At 58.7% G+C, this 1,827-nt stretch carries 2 protein-coding genes; one reads left to right on the top strand and one right to left on the bottom strand.

Going from position 1 to position 1,827, the window contains the following annotated elements; translation table 11 throughout:
• Window positions 1-66 precede the first annotated feature (66 nt).
• Complete coding sequence (locus C0V97_RS17065) at window positions 67-1,497, top strand: calcium-binding protein (RefSeq protein ID WP_127100552.1); 1,431 nt, start codon at window positions 67-69, stop codon at window positions 1,495-1,497.
• 81 nt (window positions 1,498-1,578) lie between these two features.
• Here C0V97_RS17065 and C0V97_RS17060 read toward each other — a convergent pair.
• A partial coding sequence (locus C0V97_RS17060) for an aldo/keto reductase (RefSeq protein WP_148114961.1) occupies window positions 1,579-1,827 on the bottom strand: 249 nt, incomplete at its 5' end.

Here is a 1,827-nt window from a genome sequence, read left to right as displayed (position 1 = left end):
TTACAGTCTGTTTAACGGCATAACATTCATGGCTCMCCCGGGCTTTCCTCATATGGGTGGAACAGGATGAGTATTGTCACGATTGTCGGAACGTCTGGTACCGCGATTCACGTCACCGTTGACGGTGGACGTGCACAGGGCTTGGCTGAGCTCTACGCGCAGCAGATGGCCGATGCGTTTCAAAAGAACAAACTCGCCTCTGTGCGTCTTGCCCAGGGAGACAGCTCGGTGACTGGCACCGACAGTGTCACTCTGCAGGGCATGATCGCGTCGACCGGCGATTATGCTCCGCATGGCGATTACACATTCATCGGGGTGGGCAACTGGGCCGACAGCACAGCCTATCGCGCGGGCGAGACAGCAGATGGACGCGTCACGATCGAGGGCGCTGGACTCACCTCCACGGGTATCGTGACGATCCTCGGCGGAAATACCGATGGAATCACGTTCAACGCCGGAAGTTCGAATGGAAGTTTTCTGGGTGTCAGTGGCGATAACTATTTCAACGGTGCAAGCCAGTCAGCAAACTGGACGATCGTAACCGCTGCGGGCAATGACACCATCCTGGCGACGAACGGCACAAATGACATCGATGCCGGCACGGGTGAAAACCTGATCATGCTGCAGCGCGGTGTGAACAGGGTTGTCTCTGAGGGAAGCGATACCATCCGCGGGATCAGCGGTGGCCAGGATTCAGTCACATTGCTGGGCGGGAACTCCTTTGTCACGCTCAAGGAAAACGCCTATGTCGCCGATCAGGGGAGTGTGGCCAGCACCATCACACTGGGCGACAATAGCAGCGTCGTCGGAGGATCGGGCTCGATTGTCTTCTTCACTGGTGCCAAGGGAACCTTGACCGGTGCAAGCAATGATACGGTCTCGGCTCTGGGCGATCTGCGCGTCGATCAAGGGAGTGGGCAGACACTGAGTGTCACGGGCGCGCTCTCCTTCATCGCCGGGACGGGGAGCACCCAGGTCCAGGCCAGTCAGGCCACGCTATGGGGCGCGGATCATCTGTCATTGTCACTCGATGTCACCGGAACGGCATTGTGGACGGGCAATCAGAGCGCCTCGAGCACGAATGAACTCGTCGACGCCTCCTCATCGACCGGACGCCTCGAAGCCTGGAGCGGTGCTGGCAACCAGACCCTCATCGGGGGCCAGGGAGGTGATCATTTCGTATTCGGAACATCTTTCGGCGATAATAGAGGGGCGACCAACGTGACCGTCACCGGTGGCAGCGGCGCGGCAAACACATTTGGCGTGCTGTCCGGTCATACAGCGGGTGATGTGACCATCACCGATTTCTCGGCGGCCGCGGGCAATACGTTCTTCATGTATAACTATCAGCCTGGCAACGCCCAGAAGGAGATCAACGCCTTGCTCGGTACGGCGACGGTATCCGGAGGTAACACCTCCATCATGCTCGATAATGACATGAAAGTGACTTTCCTTGGTGTCACAGACCTCAAGGCATCTGACTTCTCGATCAGTTGAGGCCCCCCTTCCGCTCCTGCAAAAACAGCCAGATGCCCAATCAGGGCATCCGCACGCAGTATTTCCGGCAACGGAACCGCCCTACCGGTTGACGAGCTTCATGTTGCTCTCATTGTAGCGCTGACCCGTGACCCGGTCAGCGCTCAACGCAGAGTCGAGTGCCGCAAGATCCTCCTGCCCGAGCCTGACCGTCAGGGCACCGAGATTGTCATCAAGGTAAGTCTGCCGCTTCGTACCGGGTATCGGCACGATGTCCGGCCCCTTTGCAAGCAACCACGCCAGTGCGATCTGGGCAGGCGTGGCTTCATGGCGGGGGGGCATAAACCCCAC

The sequence above is a fragment of the Asaia sp. W19 genome, assembly GCF_003994335.1.
GTDB lineage: Bacteria > Pseudomonadota > Alphaproteobacteria > Acetobacterales > Acetobacteraceae > Asaia.
The sequence above is the reverse complement of the archived record's forward strand: the minus strand, read 5'-3'. Positions and strand labels throughout refer to the sequence as shown.